The organism is Pseudomonas sp. PAMC25584, assembly GCF_058135675.1.
Window position 1 is genome coordinate 4615143 of the sequence record NZ_CM176870.1, and the last position, 18192, is coordinate 4633334.

The 18192-nt window shown below is 61.8% G+C and carries 17 protein-coding genes; 9 read left to right on the forward strand and 8 right to left on the reverse strand.

Annotated features, from left to right (window positions below; all coding sequences use genetic code 11):
- The first annotated feature begins 6 nt into the window (after positions 1–6).
- The 3 genes from ACS5Q8_RS21380 to ACS5Q8_RS21390 are packed head-to-tail and all read left to right on the forward strand — an operon-like array spanning position 7 to position 2682.
- A complete protein-coding gene (locus ACS5Q8_RS21380) occupies positions 7–921 on the forward strand; it encodes a PLP-dependent cysteine synthase family protein (protein ID WP_465159385.1) in 915 nt (304 codons plus the stop codon).
- Between the two features lie 37 nt (positions 922–958).
- Entirely contained in the window at positions 959–1951 is a 993-nt protein-coding gene (locus ACS5Q8_RS21385) for a serine O-acetyltransferase (RefSeq protein ID WP_443697463.1), read from the forward strand.
- A gap of 2 nt (positions 1952–1953) precedes the next feature.
- Positions 1954–2682 carry an alanyl-tRNA editing protein gene (locus ACS5Q8_RS21390; RefSeq protein ID WP_276194344.1) on the forward strand — a complete coding sequence of 243 codons (729 nt, stop codon included), beginning with the start codon at positions 1954–1956 and terminating at the stop codon, positions 2680–2682.
- A 66-nt stretch (positions 2683–2748) separates the two neighbouring features.
- Here the strand turns inward: ACS5Q8_RS21390 and ACS5Q8_RS21395 are convergent, their stop codons facing one another.
- From ACS5Q8_RS21395 to ACS5Q8_RS21430, 8 genes are all read right to left on the reverse strand, one after another.
- The gene (locus ACS5Q8_RS21395) at positions 2749–3672 is read right to left on the reverse strand and encodes a hypothetical protein (RefSeq protein ID WP_465159386.1); all 924 of its coding nucleotides are present in this window, start codon (positions 3670–3672) and stop codon (positions 2749–2751) included.
- Between the two features lie 334 nt (positions 3673–4006).
- Positions 4007–5491, reverse strand: coding sequence for a 2-methylcitrate dehydratase (prpD, locus tag ACS5Q8_RS21400; RefSeq protein ID WP_276194346.1), 1485 nt, complete (start codon positions 5489–5491; stop codon positions 4007–4009).
- A 197-nt stretch (positions 5492–5688) separates the two neighbouring features.
- Positions 5689–6879 (reverse strand): 2-methylaconitate cis-trans isomerase PrpF, encoded by a 1191-nt coding sequence (gene prpF, locus ACS5Q8_RS21405; RefSeq protein ID WP_465159387.1) that lies wholly within the window; start codon positions 6877–6879, stop codon positions 5689–5691.
- A gap of 11 nt (positions 6880–6890) precedes the next feature.
- Positions 6891–9485, reverse strand: a complete 2595-nt coding sequence (acnD, locus tag ACS5Q8_RS21410; protein WP_276194348.1) for a Fe/S-dependent 2-methylisocitrate dehydratase AcnD — start codon at positions 9483–9485, stop codon at positions 6891–6893.
- 191 nt (positions 9486–9676) lie between these two features.
- Positions 9677–10804, reverse strand: a complete 1128-nt coding sequence (prpC, locus tag ACS5Q8_RS21415) for a bifunctional 2-methylcitrate synthase/citrate synthase (protein ID WP_426100093.1) — start codon at positions 10802–10804, stop codon at positions 9677–9679.
- Positions 10805–10845: 41 nt separating this feature from the next.
- Positions 10846–11739, reverse strand: coding sequence for a methylisocitrate lyase (gene prpB, locus ACS5Q8_RS21420; protein ID WP_426100094.1), 894 nt, complete (start codon positions 11737–11739; stop codon positions 10846–10848).
- Positions 11736–12458, reverse strand: a complete 723-nt coding sequence (locus tag ACS5Q8_RS21425; protein WP_426100095.1) for a GntR family transcriptional regulator — start codon at positions 12456–12458, stop codon at positions 11736–11738. The genes prpB and ACS5Q8_RS21425 overlap by 4 nt, the downstream gene beginning before the upstream one ends.
- Before the next feature lie 43 nt (positions 12459–12501).
- Positions 12502–12684 carry a hypothetical protein gene (locus ACS5Q8_RS21430; RefSeq protein ID WP_276194350.1) on the reverse strand — a complete coding sequence of 61 codons (183 nt, stop codon included), beginning with the start codon at positions 12682–12684 and terminating at the stop codon, positions 12502–12504.
- A 47-nt stretch (positions 12685–12731) separates the two neighbouring features.
- Between ACS5Q8_RS21430 and rloA the strand changes: the two genes are divergently transcribed.
- From rloA to ACS5Q8_RS21460, 6 genes are all read left to right on the forward strand, one after another.
- Entirely contained in the window at positions 12732–13280 is a 549-nt protein-coding gene (gene rloA / locus ACS5Q8_RS21435) for a retropepsin-like aspartic peptidase RloA (RefSeq protein ID WP_276194351.1), read from the forward strand.
- A gap of 5 nt (positions 13281–13285) precedes the next feature.
- The gene (gene rloB, locus ACS5Q8_RS21440) at positions 13286–14818 is read left to right on the forward strand and encodes an osmotic stress tolerance membrane protein RloB (RefSeq protein WP_443694164.1); all 1533 of its coding nucleotides are present in this window, start codon (positions 13286–13288) and stop codon (positions 14816–14818) included.
- Entirely contained in the window at positions 14818–15804 is a 987-nt protein-coding gene (locus tag ACS5Q8_RS21445) for an alpha-L-glutamate ligase-like protein (protein WP_276194353.1), read from the forward strand. The genes rloB and ACS5Q8_RS21445 overlap by 1 nt, the downstream gene beginning before the upstream one ends.
- Before the next feature lie 99 nt (positions 15805–15903).
- A complete protein-coding gene (pabB, locus tag ACS5Q8_RS21450; RefSeq protein ID WP_276194354.1) occupies positions 15904–17247 on the forward strand; it encodes an aminodeoxychorismate synthase component I in 1344 nt (447 codons plus the stop codon).
- Positions 17248–17473: 226 nt separating this feature from the next.
- Positions 17474–17776, forward strand: coding sequence for a type II toxin-antitoxin system HigB family toxin (locus ACS5Q8_RS21455; protein WP_247401215.1), 303 nt, complete (start codon positions 17474–17476; stop codon positions 17774–17776).
- The gene (locus ACS5Q8_RS21460; RefSeq protein WP_276194355.1) at positions 17776–18132 is read left to right on the forward strand and encodes a helix-turn-helix domain-containing protein; all 357 of its coding nucleotides are present in this window, start codon (positions 17776–17778) and stop codon (positions 18130–18132) included. The genes ACS5Q8_RS21455 and ACS5Q8_RS21460 overlap by 1 nt, the downstream gene beginning before the upstream one ends.
- The last annotated feature ends 60 nt before the right edge of the window (positions 18133–18192 follow it).

Sequence of the window (18192 nt, forward strand, 5' to 3'; positions counted from 1 at the left end):
GACCTGATGTTGCATAACTCAATTCTCGACGCCATCGGCCACACACCGATCGTGCGCCTGGCGCAGTTTTCCGAAGACCTTGGCATCGAGGTCTACGCCAAACTGGAATCCCTCAACCCCGGTGGCAGCCATAAGGCACGCATCGCCTTGGGCATGATCCTCGACGCCGAGCGCCGCGGCGTGCTGATGCGCGACGCCGGGCAAACCATTATCGAACCCAGCGGCGGCAACACCGGCATTGGCCTGGTGATGGCCGGCAACGTGCTCGGCTACAAAGTGGTGCTGGTGATCCCCGATAACTACAGCCCCGAAAAGCAGAAACTGCTGCGCCTGTACGGCGCCAAGGTGGTGCTGTCGGACAGCCGCCTCGGCAACAATTCCCACGGCGAAAAGTGCATGGAGTTGCAGCTGGAAAACCCTAGCTACGTGATGCTCAACCAGCAACGCAACGGTGCCAACCCACAGACCCACCGCGACACCACCGCGCCGGAAATCCTGCGCACCTTCGGTGAGCAGCGTGTGGATTACTTCGTCAGCGGCATCGGCACCGGCGGCCATATCACCGGCATCGGCGAGACCCTCAAAGCCGCCTGGCCGACCCTGCGCGTGATGGGTGTGGAGCCGGAGGAATGCGACCTGCTGAAAAACCAGCACGCACCGCACCATATCCAGGGCCTGTCGATCGGCTTGATCCCGAGCATCCTCAACCTGGACGTGCTGGACGGCATGCTCAAGGTGTCGCGTGAGGAATGCCTCGACATGATGAAACGGATCATGCGCACCGACGCCATCAGCCTGGGCCTGTCCTCGGCCGCCAATATGGTGGCCATCGCCAAGCTCGCCCCCGAGTTGCCGCCCGAAACGGTGGTGTTGACCATGGTCTACGACAATGCCGACAGCTACCTGCCCAGTTTCGAATAACCGGTTATCCAACCATCCAGAATGCGGGGGTGCCTCCATGGGCGGCTTTATCGACATGCAACATCTGCACGATGAATTGCTTACCCACCTCATCAAAACCCTCACGCCCACGCAAATGAAGCAACTGGAGCCGCACTTGGCGCCGCTGGTCCAGAACGCCGCCCAGGCAGTAGCCGAGGACCTGATTGCCTACGCCTACCGCGACCCGGCGTCGCGCGGGCGTGGCGAGTTGATCCTGGAGTCCTATGCCTCGTTCAAGGCGGTGCTGTTCTATCGCCTCGCGCACCAGGTGTGGCATTTCCCCGACCAGACCAACGGGATGTTTTCGCGCATCGCCCTCAAGCTCAGCAACCAGGGCAAGATCCTCTCCGGCGCCGAAATTCACCCGGCAGCGCGCATCGGTCGACGCTTTGTGCTCGACCACGGCTACGGCACAGTGATCGGCGAAACCTGCGAGATCGGCAACGACTGCTACATCCTCTGCGGCGTAACCCTCGGTGCCCGTGGCATCGCCAACAACCCCGACGGCAAGCGCCACCCGCGCCTGGGCAACAACGTCGAAATCGGCTCCGGCGCCCGCGTGTTGGGCTACGTGCAGATCGGCGACAACGTGTTTATCAGCCCAGCGTGCGTGATCACCCAGGACGTGCCAGCGGGAACCAAGGTCAAGGTGGTCAACCAGATCCAATTGCAAAAGAACGACGAATCGGAGCACAGCAGCTACCTCGGCGCCTTCGCCCTTGATGAGCGCCTGCACGTGGTCGGCGAGATCAGCACCAGCCACAAGGTCACGGTGCTGGACGCGGACTTTCACCCGTTGCAGGGGCTGATGCTGGAACCCACGGTGAAAGAACGCCATCACCTGCAATTTCGCCTGCGCCGCATCGAAATGGCCGACCGCCTGCCACGCCTGCCGCTGAACCTGAAAGTCTGCGGGCCGGAATTTGAAATCACCCTGCTTTCCCCCCCTGGCTTGAGCGCAATGGTGCGTCACCTGCTGCAAGCCAGCCCATTGATTGTCGGAGGTTGAACATGTCTGTGCACACCATGGAAACCCTGGCGCTGTTTGACAGCGCGCCCTACCAGAATGCCTTCAGCGCCCGGGTGATTGCCGTCAGCGAATACGGCATCGCCCTGGAGCACACGCTGTTCTACCCCACCGGCGGCGGGCAACCCGGTGACACCGGCCACTTCACCCTGGCCGACGGCACGCGCGTCGACATCGTCGGCACGGTGCGCGACCCGGTGCAGCGCTCGATCATATGGCACCAGGTGGAACACTGTCCCGAGCAGTTGAGCGCTGGGGTGCAAGTGGACGCCAGCCTCGATTGGGACCGGCGTTACCAGCACATGAAAATGCACACTTGCCTGCACTTGCTGTGCTCGATCATCGACGCCCCGGTCACCGGCTGCAGTATCAGCGCCGACAAGGGACGACTGGATTTCGATCTGCCGGAAATGACCCTGGACAAGGACAGCATCACCCGCGACCTCAACGCGCTGATCGAACAGGCCCATCAGGTGCAAACCCTGGCGATGCCCGCGTCAGAGTACGCAACCCTACTGCAGATCACCCGCACCCAGGCGGTGGCTCCGCCAGTGATCCAAAGCTCAGTGCGAGTGATTGAAATTGCCGGGGTCGATATCCAGCCTTGCGGCGGCACCCATGTGATCAACACTGAAGAAATCGGTCGGGTGTTTTGCGAGAAGATCGAGAAGAAGAGCAAGCATAACCGTCGGGTTATTTTGCGCTTTGAATGAATGTCCAGCGGAACAGGGTCGATGCGGGTGCAGGCGCCCACATTGACCCGTTTTTCATCGCTGACCTTAACCCTTCAGCGAATTGATCTGGTTACTCAGTCGCTCAATTTGCTGTTGCAGTTGGGAAATCATCTTGGTGAACTCAGCCATCATGTGATCGAGGCGCGCACGAAGTTGCTCATTGTCGCGTGCAAGATCGTCGAGGGTACGAGGCGTCTGGCTTGATTCATCAGACCGGGCCGACGGCTTACTTTCGCTGGACTGCGCCGCCGGTTTGGCTTGGTTGGACTGGCCTGACGCCGCACCTTGGTTGGCTTGACCCGATGCTGCACCTGGGCTCGCCTTACCCGACGCCGCGCCTTGGTTGGCTTGACCCGATGCTGCACCTAGGCTCGCCTTACCCGATGCGGCGCCTTGGTTGGCATTAGGTGCATCTTTGGCCGGCATGTTATTCGCCGCAGCCTGCTTGCCGTTGCCTGCGCCTGGTGTCGCGGGAGGCGTGCGGGTTTCAGGGGTATCTGCCCCGCCCAACTTCTTAGTCAAATCACCAATCTGGCCTTGAAGCGCTTTAACTGTCGAACTAAACCGGGATTCCAACTGATCGAGCTTATCGCTCAGGAGCTTATTGTTGGCAGTCAACCGCTCAAGGCTGGGAGGTGCATCGCGCCCGGACGCTTGTGTATTTTCTGCAGGGGCGCGCGCGTCAGGCGACTTGCTGTTCTGCTGCGCCGCCGGGCCACCACGAGTACTTGGGTTCGACGGAGCAGCCTCGTTTCCAGGGGTTGTCTTCGCATTGTGGTACTGAGTGAGCTGGTTTACTTGCGCCTGGAGCTTCATGATTTGCGGCGCGAGCTTAGCGACCATCTGATCATATTTTTCGTTTAATTGTTTATTCTGGCCAGCGAGCCGTTGTAGCTGATCGGGCACGGCGCTTTTTGCGGCAGACGACGCGTTGGCCAGCTCCCGATGAGCTAGCTGCGGCGCATTCATAGGCTGACGGGAAGGCCCCGAAGACGGCTGGGGGCTAGAATTGCCAGACGCCTTGGCACTGTCTTGACCGCGAATGGGCGTGGGCTTCGGGGACATTTCATAGCCGACGGTGTAGGGCGTTGGCTGTCGATTGTTTATGCTAGTCATAAAAGCGCCTTCTCAGATTCAGGTGTTTATTCGCAAGCGTCGCTTGCCAGATGACCCGCGCCTGCAGGGCATCTGACACCTGATTGGTTTCTATCTGAAAACGGTTCCTGAGATGTAGGACGCATGAATCGCAAGGTGTGTCGGCGTCAAAACCTAGCGTTCAGGAACGTGCGCAACAGCGACACCTTCATATCACCCATAAATCCACAAAGCGATTCACCGGCGTCGCTTCAAGCCGCGCCTGATCCTTGCACAACGCAAAAATCCCGGCACTGCGCTGGGCAGTAAAACGCGTGGCCAGGTTGACCTTGAACTTGTCTTCCAGCAACGGAATGCCGTCCACCCGGCGACGGCGGTGCCCGATCGGGTATTCCACCGCCACCTGCTCGGTGTGGCTGCCATCGTTGAAGAACACCTGCACCGCGTTGGCGATGGAGCGTTTATCCGCCTCCAGGTACTCACGGCTGTAGCGCGGTTCTTCGACGATCACCATCTTTTCGCGCAGCTCGTCGATGATCAGGTGCGCGGCGTGGAATTCATCTTCGTACTGCTCGGCCACCAGGTTACCGAAGGCCAGGGGCACGGCGGTCATGTATTGCAGGCAGTGGTCGCGGTCAGCAGCGTTGGCCAACTTCCCGACCTTGGAAATGATGCGAATCGCCGACTCATGGGTGGTGATCACGATGCGTTCGATGTCATGCAGGCGATCGACAACCTGCGGGTGCAAGGTCACTGCCGCTTCGCAGGCGGTTTGCGCGTGGAACTCGGCGGGGAAACTGATCTTGAACAGCACGTTTTCCATCACATAGGTGCCGTAGGGTTGGGACAAGCTGAACGTGCGCTTGTCTTCGGGCTTGAGCGCCAAGTCCTTGTTGGTGTGGCTGAACAGCACGTCGTAGAAGCCCCATTGCGGCGCACTCAACACGCCGGGAATGCCCATCTCGCCACGCAGCGCGATGTCCGCCAGGCGCACGCCGCGACTGGAGGCATCGCCCGCCGCCCAGGATTTGCGCGAACCGGCATTCGGTGCGTGCCGGTAGGTGCGCAATGCCTGACCATCGACAAAGGCGTGAGACAGCGCCGAAAGCAGCTGTTCGCGGTTGGCACCCATCAGCTTGGCGGTTACCGCCGTGGAGGCGACTTTCACCAGCAGCACATGGTCGAGGCCGACGCGGTTGAAGGAGTTTTCCAGGGCAATCACACCTTGGATCTCGTGGGCCATGATCATCGCTTCCAGCACTGCGCGCATGGTCAGCGGCGCGTCGCCGTTAGCCACGCGTTGTTGCGAGAGATGGTCGGCCACGGCGAGGATGCCGCCAAGGTTATCCGAGGGGTGGCCCCATTCGGCGGCGAGCCAGGTGTCGTTGTAGTCGAGCCAGCGCACGATGCAACCAATGTCCCAGGCGGCCTTGACCGGGTCCAGCCGGAACGATGTGCCCGGCACCCGCGCGCCGAACGGCACCACCGTGCCCTCGACCAGCGGCCCCAGGTGCTTGGTGCATTCCGGGAACCGCAGGGCCAGCAGGCCGCACCCTAGGGTGTCCATCAGACAGTTACGGGCGGTGTCCAGCGCGTCTGGCGAGTCGATCCGGTAGTTGAGGACGTAGTCAGCGATGTCCTGCAGGACCTGGTCGTAGTCGGGACGGTTGTTCTGGTCGACGTTGGCGCTCATGGCTGTTCTCCAAAGTGGGTGGGGGTCAGTCCTCGGGCTCACGGTTACTGGAAGCAGATCTTGGATGCCTGCCTGGGAATAAAGATCCCTTGTGGGAGGGGCTTGCCCCCGATGACGGCGGGTCAGTTAACGAATGTGTCGACTGGCACACCGCTATCGGGGGCAAGCCCCCTCCCACAGGGGATTGGTGCTGGGTTTTAGAACGCGTCGCCGGGCACGCGCACGAAGCCTTCCATCAACACCCGAGCACTGCGGCTCATGATGGCCTTCTTCACCACCCATTCGCCGTTCACCTGGGTGGCTTCGGCGCCGACACGCAAGGTGCCGGACGGATGCCCGAAGCGCACCGCATTACGCTCCACGCCGCCCGCCGCGAGGTTGACCAAGGTCCCGGAAATCGCTGCGGCCGTGCCGATCGCGACCGCTGCGGTGCCCATCATCGCGTGGTGCAACTTGCCCATGGACAAGGCACGCACCAGCAGGTCGATATCGCCGGCCTTGATCGCCTTGCCGCTGGAGGCCACGTAGTCCGCAGGCGGTGCCACGAACGCGACCTTCGGCGTGTGCTGACGCTGGGCGGCTTCGCCCAGGTGCTTGATCAGGCCCATGCGCAACGCGCCATAGGCCCGCACCGTCTCGAACATCGCCAGGGCTTTCGGGTCGCCGTTGATTGCGCCTTGCAGCTCGGTGCCGGTGTAGCCCAGGTCTTGCGCGTTGATGAAGATCGTCGGGATGCCGGCGTTGATCAGCGTGGCCTTGAAGGTGCCGATACCCGGCACCTCCAGGTCGTCGATCAGGTTGCCGGTGGGGAACATCGAACCGCCGCCGCCCTCTTCTTCCGCGGCCGGGTCCATGAACTCCAACTGCACTTCGGCGGCCGGGAAGGTCACTCCGTCCAGTTCGAAGTCGCCGGTTTCCTGCACCGCACCGTCGGTGATCGGTACGTGGGCGATGATGGTCTTGCCGATGTTGGCCTGCCAGATCCGCACCACGGCCACGCCGTTATGCGGCACACGGGCTGGATCGACCAGGCCCGCGCTGATGGCGAAGGAACCCACCGCCGCCGACAGGTTGCCGCAGTTGCCGCTCCAGTCGACAAACGGTTTGTCGATGGCGACCTGGCCGAACAGGTAATCCACGTCATGCCCGGCGCGGCTGCTCTTGGCGAGGATCACGGTTTTGCTGGTGCTCGACGTGGCGCCGCCCATGCCGTCGATCTGCTTGTCGTAGGGGTCGGGGCTGCCGATCACCCGCAACAGCAGGGCATCGCGCGCAGCACCCGGCACCTGCGCCGACTCGGGCAGGTCCTGGACGCGGAAAAACACGCCCTTGCTGGTGCCGCCACGCATGTAGGTGGCGGGGATCTTGATTTGCGGTACGTGTGCCATGGTCATCCTCTTCAGACGGTCGCCGCCGATTCCAGGAAGTCCTGGGCAAAACGTTGCAACACGCCGCCCGCCTCGTAGATCGACACTTCTTCAGCGGTGTCCAGGCGGCAGGTCACCGGCACTTCGACACGTTCGCCATTCTTGCGGTTGATCACCAGGGTCAATTGCGCACGCGGGGTGCGTTTGCCGACCACGTCGTAGGTTTCGCTGCCGTCGATCTTCAGCGTGTGACGGTCGGTGCCCGGCAGGAACTCCAGCGGCAACACGCCCATGCCCACCAGGTTGGTGCGGTGAATGCGCTCGAAACCTTCAGCGGCAATCGCTTCCACACCCGCCAGGCGCACGCCCTTGGCAGCCCAGTCGCGGGACGAACCCTGACCGTAGTCGGCGCCAGCGATAATGATCAGCGGCTGCTTGCGTTCCATGTAGGTTTCAATGGCTTCCCACATGCGTGTGACCTTGCCTTCCGGCTCGATGCGCGCCAGGGAGCCCTGCTTGACCTTACCGTTTTCCACCACCATTTCGTTGAACAGTTTCGGGTTGGCGAAGGTGGCGCGTTGCGCGGTCAGGTGGTCGCCGCGGTGGGTTGCGTAGGAGTTGAAGTCAACTTCCGGCAGGCCCATTTTCGCCAGGTATTCGCCGGCGGCGCTGTCGAGCATGATCGCGTTGGATGGCGACAGGTGGTCAGTGGTGATGTTGTCCGGCAGCACCGCCAGCGGGCGCATGCCCTTGAGCGGACGCGCACCGGCCAACGCGCCTTCCCAGTACGGCGGACGGCGGATATAGGTGCTTTGCGGGCGCCACTCATACAGCGGCGCGACTTTCGGGCCGGTGTCTTCGTGGATCGCGAACATCGGGATATACACTTTGCGAAACTGTTCCGGCTTGACCGACGCCTTGACCACTGCGTCGATTTCTTCGTCGCTCGGCCAGATGTCTTTCAGGCGGATTTCCTTGCCGTCGGCGTCGAGACCCAGCACGTCCTTCTCGATGTCGAAACGGATGGTGCCGGCAATCGCGTAGGCTACCACCAGCGGCGGCGAAGCCAGGAACGCTTGCTTGGCATACGGGTGGATACGCCCGTCGAAGTTGCGGTTACCCGACAACACGGCGGTGGCGTACAGGTCGCGGTCAATGATCTCTTGCTGGATCACCGGGTCGAGCGCACCGGACATGCCGTTGCAGGTGGTGCAGGCGAAGGCCACCACACCGAAACCGAGTTTTTCCAGTTCGTGCCCAAGGCCGGCTTCTTCCAGGTACATGGCCACGGTTTTCGAACCGGGTGCCAGGGACGACTTGACCCACGGCTTGCGGGTCAGCCCCAGCTTGTTGGCGTTGCGCGCCAGGAGGCCGGCAGCGATCACGTTGCGCGGGTTGCTGGTGTTGGTGCAACTGGTGATCGCGGCAATGATGACCGCACCGTCGGGCATTTGCCCCGGTACGTCATCCCACTGGCCGGAGATGCCTTTGGCAGCAAGGTCGCTGGTGGCGACACGGGCGTGCGGGTTGCTCGGGCCGGCCATGTTGCGCACGACGCTGGACAAGTCGAAGGTCAGGCCGCGCTCGTATTGGGCGCCTTTGAGGTCGTCGGCCCACAGGCCGGTCAGGCGGGCGTATTGCTCGACCAGGGCGACTTGCGCGTCTTCACGGCCGGTGAGTTTCAGGTAGGCGATGGTCTGCGGGTCGATGTAGAACATCGCCGCGGTTGCGCCGTATTCCGGGGCCATGTTGGAGATGGTCGCACGGTCGCCCAGGGTCAGTGCCGATGCACCTTCGCCGAAGAACTCCAGCCACGCGCCCACCACTTTCTGCTGACGCAGGAACTCGGTCAGCGCCAGCACCATATCGGTGGCGGTAATGCCCGGTTGCAGCTTGCCCGTCAGCTCCACGCCGACGCTTTCCGGCAGGCGCATCCATGACGCGCGGCCGAGCATCACGCTCTCGGCTTCGAGGCCGCCGACGCCGATGGCGATCACGCCGAGGGCATCCACGTGCGGGGTGTGGCTGTCGGTGCCGACGCAGGTATCGGGGAACGCCACGCCGTCACGCACCTGGATCACCGGAGACATTTTCTCCAGGTTGATCTGGTGCATGATGCCGTTGCCCGGCGGGATCACGTCGACGTTCTTGAAGGCCTTTTTGGTCCACTCGATAAAGTGGAAGCGGTCTTCGTTGCGGCGGTCTTCGATGGCGCGGTTTTTCTCGAACGCGTCCGGGTCGAAACCACCGGCTTCGACGGCCAGGGAGTGGTCGACGATCAGTTGGGTCGGCACCACCGGGTTGACCTGGGCCGGGTCGCCGCCTTGCAGGGCGATGGCATCGCGCAGGCCGGCGAGGTCGACCAGGGCGGTTTGGCCAAGAATGTCATGGCACACCACTCGCGCCGGGAACCAAGGGAAGTCGAGGTCGCGTTTGCGTTCGATCAGTTGGCTCAGGGAAGCGTTGAGGGTGGCCGGGGCGCAACGGCGCACCAGGTTTTCCGCGAGTACGCGGGAGGTGTAAGGCAAGGTGGCGTAGGCGCCGGGGGTGATTGCCTCGACAGCCGCGCGGGCGTCGAAGTAATCGAGGCGGCTGCCGGGGAGCGATTTGCGAAATTCAGTGTTCATCGTCGGGACTCGGTCACGGTGATTACAAAAGGGACCCACTGATCCAGATTTGAAATGCGATTCAAATGTGGGAGAGGGCTTGCCCCCGATGGCGGTGTATCAGTTGCTATAGGTGTTGAATAACACTCCGCTATCGGGGGCAAGCCCCCTCCCACCTTTTGCCCTCATTTCAGTCCTGGAATCGTCGGCCTTCAGCGACGTTCGATTGGCACGAACTTGCGCTGCTCGACGCCGATGTAGTCGGCGCTTGGACGGATGATGCGGTTGTTGGCGCGCTGTTCGAACACGTGGGCGGCCCAGCCAGTGAGGCGCGAGCACACGAAGATCGGCGTGAACAGCTTGGTCGGAATGCCCATGAAGTGGTACGCCGAGGCATGGTAGAAGTCGGCGTTGGGGAACAGCTTCTTCTGCTCCCACATCACCTTGTCGATGGCCTCGGAGACCGGGAACAACACCTTGTCGTCGACTTCTTCGGCGAGCAGTTTCGACCAGCCCTTGATGACCTCATTACGCGGGTCGCAGTCTTTGTAGATCGCGTGGCCGAAGCCCATGATCTTGTCCTTGCGCGCCAGCATGGCGAGGGTGCCGTCGACAGCGTCCTCGGCCGACAGGAAGCGCTCGATCATTTCCATCGCCGCTTCGTTGGCACCGCCGTGCAGCGGGCCGCGCAGCGAGCCGATGGCGGCGGTGACGCAGGAATACAAGTCAGACAGGGTCGACGCGCAGACACGCGCGGTAAAGGTCGACGCGTTGAATTCGTGCTCGGCGTAGAGGATCAGCGACACGTTCATCACTTTGACGTGCAACTCGCTCGGCGCCTTGCCGTGCAGCAGGTGCAGGAAGTGACCGCCGAGGGAAGGTTCGTCGGTCACGCAGTCGATGCGTTTGCCGTCATGGCTGAAGCGGTACCAGTAGCACATGATCGCCGGGAAGGCAGCGAGCAGGCGGTCGGTGACATCGCGCTGGACGCTGAAGTCCTGCTCCGGCTCGAGGTTGCCGAGGAACGAGCAACCGGTGCGCATCACGTCCATCGGGTGGGCGTCGGCCGGGATGCGCTCGAGCACTTCTTTGAGCGCCTGGGGCAGGTCACGCAGCGTGCTCAGCTTGGCGCTGTAGGCCGCCAGTTCGGCCTTGGTCGGCAACTCGCCGTACAGCAGCAGGTAGGCGACTTCTTCGAACTGCGCATCAGCGGCCAGTTCGCGCACGTCGTAGCCGCGATAGGTCAGGCCGGCACCGGCCTGGCCCACGGTGGACAGTGCGGTCTGCCCGGCCACCTGGCCACGCAGGCCAGCGCCACTCAGTACTTTTGCTTCAGCCATGGTTACTCTCCAATTTTGTAGTTATCCGGGAGGCGCGTTCGTTACTTCTTGGCGGCGAACAGCGCGTCGAGCTTCTGCTCGAAGGTGTGGTAGTCGATGCGATCGTAAAGCTCCATGCGGGTTTGCATGGTGTCGATCACGTTCTGTTGGGTGCCATCGCGACGGATCGCGGTGTAGACGTTCTCGGCGGCCTTGTTCATGGCACGGAAGGCCGAGAGCGGGTACAGCACCAGGGAAACATCGGCAGATTTCAACTGTTCGACGGTGTACAGCGGGGTTGCACCGAATTCAGTGATGTTAGCCAGGATCGGCGCCTTCACCTTTGACGCGAACAGCTTGTACATGTCCAACTCGGTGATGGCTTCCGGGAACACCATGTCGGCGCCGGCCTCGATGCAGGCGGCGGCGCGTTCCAGGGCAGATTCCAGGCCTTCGACGGCCAGCGCATCGGTACGTGCCATGATCACGAAGCTGTCATCGGTGCGCGCGTCAACGGCGGCCTTGATGCGGTCGACCATTTCCTGCAGGGACACGATTTCTTTGTTCGGACGATGACCGCAGCGCTTGGCGCCGACCTGGTCTTCGATATGAATGGCGGCGGCGCCGAACTTGATCATCGACTTGACGGTGCGCGCCACGTTGAAGGCCGAGGAGCCGAAACCGGTGTCCACGTCCACCAGCAGCGGCAGGTCGCACACATCGGTGATGCGGCGCACGTCGGTCAGCACGTCATCAAGGCCGGTAATGCCCAGGTCAGGCACGCCGAGAGAACCTGCGGCCACCCCGCCACCCGACAGGTAGATCGCCTTGAAGCCAGCGCGTTTGGCCAGCAGTGCGTGGTTGGCATTGATCGTGCCGACCACCTGCAATGGGTGTTCGCTGGCGACCGCGTCACGGAAACGCTGGCCTGGAGTGCGGTTGTTATTGGAACTCATGACTCACCTCGCTGAGTGGCTGTCTGGGGAGCACCGCCTGGAAAGTGGCGGGCGATATTGCGCTTGGAGGCGCCGATGTGACGACGCATCAACAACTCGGCCAGTTCACCGTCGCGATCGGCGATCGCGTCAAGAATGCGGTGATGCTCGGCAAAGGCCTGGCGTGGACGATTGGGGGTCGCGGAGAACTGGATGCGGTACATGCGCACCAACTGGTAGAGCTCGCCGCAGAGCATTTGGGTCAAGGTGCGGTTGCCGGCGCCCTGGATGATCCGGTAATGAAAGTCGAAGTCGCCTTCCTGCTGGTAATAGCCGACACCGGCCTGGAACGCCGCATCCCGTTCGTGGGTATGCAGCACCTGGCGCAGTTCTTCGATCTCGGCATCGGTCATGCGCTCGGCGGCCAGGCGGCACGCCATGCCTTCGAGGGATTCGCGGATTTCATAGAGTTCGATCAGTTCTTCGTGGCTCAACGACACCACGCGAGCGCCCACATGGGGCACGCGCACCAGCAGGCGCTGGCCTTCAAGGCGGTGGATCGCCTCACGCAACGGGCCGCGGCTGATGCCGTAGGTGCGCGCCAGTTCCGGCTCGGAGATCTTGCTGCCGGGGGCGATCTCACCTTTGACGATCGCGGCCTGTATACGCCTAAAGACGTTCTCCGACATTGTCTGGGATTCTTCCGGGGAGACCACCGGAGCTTCCGATTGATCCAGCATATTGTCGACACCTTTTAAAAGCAATGCCGCAAAAACTAGCCAATTAGCCCTTCTTAGTCAAAGAATAAATCAACATTGTCGACAATCGTCTAATAACCAACGTTGCAGGCACCACGAGCATGGCCGCCTGCCAGCGCTGGCGCCAAAAAAGCATCATGTTAGAATAGCCGCCGCTTTTGCCTGACATCTCTTGATGAAACGGCGCACGAGGGAGCTTGCGCAGCAATGCCAGTCGCCTTGAATTGAACATCGCACTGCACCGCCTCAGGATTTATGAGACTCAAGCCCTTCCCCCGATTATTTTGCCTACTGTTCATACCGGGACTTATACCGGGGCTCTGTGCTGCCGCCGAGAAGACCGTGTATGGCCTCAACGAATACGCCAAGCTGGCAGATATCGACCTGGAAGTGGCAGCCAAACTCGACACCGGCGCCAAGACCGCCTCGTTGAGCGCGCGCGATATCAAACGCTTCAAGCGCAACGGTGAATCCTGGGTGCGCTTCTATCTGGCCATCGACACCGCCCATTCCCACCCCATCGAACGCCCACTGGCCCGCGTCAGCAAGATCAAGCGCCGCGCCGGTGACTACGATCCCGATGAGGACAAGAACTACACCGCCCGTCCAGTGATTGCCCTGGACATCTGCATGGGCAGCGCATTACGCAGCATCGAAGTGAACTTGACTGACCGCAGCGCTTTCCAATACCCGCTGCTGATCGGCTCCGAAGCGCTGAAACGCTTCGATGCGCTGGTCGACCCCAGTCTTAAATACGCAGCGGGTAAACCTGCCTGCGCCGCCGACGCTCATACCGCCGAGTAAACCGAATGCGCTCTCTGACCCTGCACCTGAGAATCCTGATCACCCTCCTGGTGGTGCTGGGTATTTCGGTCACCGCCTACCAGATCTTCGTGCTGGGCATTCCCGTCACCGAGGACGCCACCGATGACTTGTGGAACATCGACGCCAAGGTCGAGTTCGTCGCTAACCCGAAAGACCCGGTGAAGATCCAGATGTTCGTGCCGCCCCTGAGCCGCGACTTCGTCAGCCTCAATGAGAGTTTCATCTCGAATAACTACGGGGTCAGCGTCAACCGCATCGATGGCAACCGCAAGGTCACCTGGTCGGCGCGCAGGGCCAAGGGCAAGCAGACCCTGTATTACCGCCTGGTGCTGACCAAGCGTTACAGCGGCGAAAAGGTCAAGATCAAGGGCCCGACCTTCCGCGACAGCATTGCGGTGGAAGGCCCGGAAAAAATCGCCGCCGAAGCCCTGCTGGCGCCGATCCGCCAGCACTCGGCCGATGTGGAAACCTTTATTACCGAAGCCATCAAGCGCACCAACAACCTCAACGACGACAACGTCAAGCTGCTGCTGGCGGGCGACCCCTCCACGCCGCACAAGGCCAAGATCGTCGAACTGCTGCTGTCCATCGCCCACGTGCCGGTGGAAAAAGTCCACACCATCCGCCTCGTCGCCGACCAGCCGCAAACCCCGGAACTGTGGCTGCGCAGCTTCAATGGCAATGACTGGCTGTACTTCAACCCGGAAACCGGCGAACCCGGCCTGCCCGCCGACCGCCTGCTGTGGTGGACCGGCGATGAAAACCTGATCACCGTCGATGGCGGCAAGAAAGCCATGGTCACCTTCAGCCTGAACAACAGCGAAATGAACGCGATTCGCCTGGCCAAGTTGACCGACGAAAACACCGACGCCAATTTCCTCGAATACTCGCTGTACGGCCTGCCGCTGCAAACCCAGCAGACCTTCATGATCATGGTGATGATCCCGATTGGCGTGCTGGTGATCCTGATCCTGCGCAACCTGATCGGCCTGCAGACCCTGGGCACGTTTACCCCGGTGCTGATCGCCCTGGCGTTCCGCGAGACCCAGTTGGGCTTCGGGATTGTGCTGTTTACGATCATCACGGCGCTGGGCTTGTCCCTGCGCTCGTACCTGGAACACCTGAAGTTGCAGATGCTGCCAAGGCTGTCGGTGGTGCTGACCTTCGTCGTGGTGCTGATCGCGGCCATCAGCCTGTTCAGCCATAAGCTGGGGCTGGAGCGCGGGCTGTCGGTGGCGCTGTTCCCGATGGTGATTCTGACCATGACCATCGAACGCCTGTCGATCACCTGGGAAGAACGCGGTGCCGGGCATGCGATGAAAGTGGCGATCGGCACGCTGTTCGCGGCGTCGCTGGCGCACGTGATCATGAGCGTGCCGGAGCTGGTCTACTTTGTGTTCACCTTCCCGGCGATCCTGCTGATCCTGGTGGGCTTCATGCTGGCCATGGGGCGTTATCGCGGCTATCGCCTGACCGAGTTGGTGCGCTTCAAGGCCTTCCTCAAGGCTGACTCGTAATGTTCGGCTTCTGGAAGACCTGGAAGGCCCTGGAAGCGCGCGGCATCATGGGCATCAACCGGCGTAACGCCGACTACGTGCTCAAGTACAACAAGCGCAGCCTGTACCCGATCGTGGATGACAAGATCATCACCAAGGAACGAGCCCTGGCGGCCGGCATCCACGTGCCGGAAATGTACGGGGTGATCTCCACCGAAAAGGAAATCGACAAGCTCGACGAGATCATTGGCGGGCGCAGCGACTTCGTGATCAAGCCGGCCCAGGGCGCTGGCGGTGACGGCATCCTCGTCATCGCCGACCGTTTTGAAGGGCGCTATCGCACGGTGTCCGGCAAGATCATCAGCCATGAGGAAATCGAGCATCAGATTTCCAGCATCCTCACCGGCCTGTACTCCCTGGGCGGCCACCGCGACCGCGCGCTGATCGAGTACCGCGTGGTACCCGACCAGATTTTCAAGAGCATCAGCTACGAAGGCGTGCCGGATATCCGCATCATCGTGCTGATGGGCTACCCGGTGATGGCCATGCTGCGCTTGCCGACCCGCCAGTCCGGCGGCAAGGCCAACCTGCACCAGGGCGCGATCGGCGTGGGCGTAGATTTGGCCACCGGCCTGACCCTGCGCGGCACCTGGCTGAACAGCATCATCACCAAACACCCCGACACCACCAACGCGGTGGATGGCGTGCAACTGCCAAACTGGGACGGGTTCATGAAACTCGCCGCGGGCTGTTATGAGTTGTGCGGGCTGGGCTACATCGGCGTGGACATGGTGTTGGACCAGGAAAAAGGCCCGCTGATCCTCGAACTGAATGCGCGGCCGGGGCTGAATATCCAGATCGCCAACGACTGCGGCCTGACCCTGCGCACCCATGCGGTCGAGGCACGCTTGGAAGAATTGAAAGCTGCCGGCACGACGGAAACGCCGGACGAACGAGTGAAGTTCGTGCAGGCCATGTTTGGGCACATCCCGGCAGTCGAAGGCTGAACCGGCCTTCGATCTGTCTATCCCCGACATCCCCTCTAGGACCAAATCCTACAGGGGTCTACAATCCCCTCCCCCACGCCATCAGCTGATCCACCCCGCATGTCGACCTGCTCCGTATACCCACTGCCCTACCGGGCCAACCCCGCCGAGTATTTTGCGGCGATTCGCCATGCCCCTGGCGCAGTGCTATTGGACAGCGGCCGCCCGGTGGCCGAGCGTGGGCGTTATGACCTGCTCAGCGCCTGGCCCGAGGCGACGCTGGCGGTGCGGCCTGACGAGAGCGGCAGCGAATTCCTGCAACGCCTGCGGGAAAACCTTACGCAGTTGGGTGAAGCGGCATTGCCGGCTGGCTACGCGTTGCCGTTTGCCGGTGGCCTGATCGGTTACCTGAGCTACGATTTCGGCCGGCACCTGGAACAACTGCCGCACCGGGCGGTGGATGATCTGCACCTGCCGGACGCACGTTTTGGGCTGTATGCCTGGGCCCTGGTCAGCGATCACCAGGCGCAAACCAGCCAGTTGGTCTTTCACCCGGCGCTGGTCGATGGCGAGCGGCAGCGACTGATCAGCCTGTTCAGCCAACCCGGTGCAGAGACAGCGGCCGCTTTCAAACTCCACGGCCCCATGACACCGGACCTCAGCGCCCAGACCTACGCACACGCCATCGCACGCATCCATGCCTACATCCAGGCGGGCGACTGCTACCAGGTCAACTTCACCCAGCGCTTTCGCGCAGCGTGCAGCGGTGATCCCTGGGCGGCCTATTGCGCCTTGCGCGAAGCCTGCCCGACACCATTTTCCGGGTTCCAGAGCCTGCCGGATGACGGCGCGGTGTTGAGCCTGTCACCGGAACGCTTCATCAAGATCAGCCAGCGCCAGGTCGAAACCCGCCCGATCAAAGGCACCCGCCCGCGTGGCCTGACGCCTGAAGAAGACGCCGCCAACGCCGCCGAACTGCTGGCGAGCCCCAAGGATCGTGCCGAGAACCTGATGATCGTCGACCTGCTGCGCAACGACCTCGGCCGCACCTGCCGCACCGGCTCGGTGAACGTGCCGGAGTTGTTCAGCCTGGAAAGCTACCCCAACGTGCATCACCTGGTCAGCAGCGTCACCGGCGAATTGGCCGACGACAAGGACGCCCTGGATCTGATCGCCGGCAGCTTCCCCGGCGGCTCCATCACTGGCGCACCGAAGATCCGCGCGATGCAGATCATCGACGAACTGGAGCCAACCCGGCGCGGGCTGTACTGCGGCTCGCTGGTGTACCTGGACGTGCGCGGCGAGATGGACAGCTCCATCGCCATCCGCAGCTTGCTGGTCAAGGACGGCCAGGTGTGCTGCTGGGGCGGCGGCGGGATCGTCGCCGACTCGGAATGGCAGGCGGAATATCAGGAGTCGCTGACCAAGGTGCGGGTGTTGTTACAAACCCTGGAAAGCCTCTAGCGCAGCGCCCTTCCCGGCTTCGGGACGTAGCGCCCGAGCGCAGAAAAAACCTGAATCAGACGCGCTGTGGACGGCGTATGAGCTGGAGGATAGCGTCCGGTTTCGACCTCCACCCGCCATCTGTGAAGGATCACATGAAGCGATTGCTTACTCGTCAGAAAATATTTCCAAGATTGCATCTGCACTTGCCTGAGACTAACATCTCCCAAATTGGGAGGTTCGACTCATGCGGATAATCGCGTTCTCGACCTTACGTCTCTTCTGGGAGAGCCACCCAGCTTACATCGACGCCAAAACACCGCTGGTCGAGTTGTATCGCCATATGGAGAAGGCTGCATACCCAACGCCGCAAGCGCTCAAGGCGGACCTCGGAACCGCGAGCATCCTCAAAGGCAGCAGGGTTGTATTCAACGTGGGCGGCAACCGGTATCGAGTGATCATGGCGATCAATTATCAGCGTCAGCTTGGGTTCATACGTTTCGTCGGGACCCACGCACAGTACGATCAGATCAACGCGGAGACCGTGTGATGAACATCAAACCCATACATTCCCAAGAAAACCTCACCGCCGCGCTCGCACGCGTCGAGCAGATATGGGAAGCACCAATCGGCTCGCCCGAGGGCGATGAGCTGGAAATCCTTGCGGTCCTCATTGAAAAGTACGAGGCCGAACATTATCCAATGCCGCCGTCGGACCCGGTGGAAGCCATCCGCTTTCGCATGGAGCAACTCGGCATGACAGCGCGCGACCTGGAGGCATTCATCGGCACCAGCGGCCGGGTGTCCGAAGTGCTTAACCGCAAGCGCAAGCTGAGCCTGTCGATGATCAAGCGCCTGCATGAAGGCTTGAGCATCCCGTATGAGCGGTTGCTGGCTGGGGCTTAAGATCTCAGGCGGCCGTAAGGTCCCCATCGCGAGCAAGCCCGCTCCCACATTCGACCGCGC